We start from the raw sequence: 436 nt of genomic DNA on the forward strand, positions 1-436 counted from the left end.
TCTTTCCTTTTGGGTATTGATTTCAATAAGCAATTGAACACATGAAACCCAACTATTGTTTTTAAAATGGTGAGCATATAAGTGTTTTATGTATATAATCGCAGAAAGGTTGCATAAATGAACGTGTATATAAATCTTCTTCGAATTGACCTGTGTATTCCTCAAACAATACCAATGCTTCCTGAGGTTCTATTTTCATGCTGTACTTTTTTTGCATTTGAAACATTTTTTTTGTAGCCCTTATCCATATACTTTCCAAAATGCTTTTGTAAACCATTCCCTGCACATCTAAAGCTTTATTTTGCTTCATTTGTTTGTACTCATTAATGCTTTTGTAGAGAAGACTTACAAACACAATCATTTGGTCATTATTAAGTTTCAATTTCATTAAGCTGCTTCTTTTTCAAAATATTCACGCATGTTTCTGAAATCATTA

General features: G+C 30.5%; 1 protein-coding gene. It reads right to left on the reverse strand.

Features of this window, described 5'->3' with window-relative positions:
- Nucleotides 1-61: 61 nt before the first annotated feature.
- On the reverse strand, nt 62-361 hold the full coding sequence (locus tag E3E36_RS12070) for a hypothetical protein (RefSeq protein ID WP_167895606.1): 300 nt from the start codon (nt 359-361) through the stop codon (nt 62-64).
- Nucleotides 362-436 lie beyond the last annotated feature (75 nt).

This window comes from Thermococcus sp. M36 (genome assembly GCF_012027355.1).
Classification (GTDB): domain Archaea; phylum Methanobacteriota_B; class Thermococci; order Thermococcales; family Thermococcaceae; genus Thermococcus.

Excerpts from the sequence above, each read along its gene's own strand:
- E3E36_RS12070 (WP_167895606.1), bottom strand. The coding sequence starts at position 361 with ATGATTGTGTTTGTAAGTCTTCTCTACAAAAGCATTAATGAGTACAAA.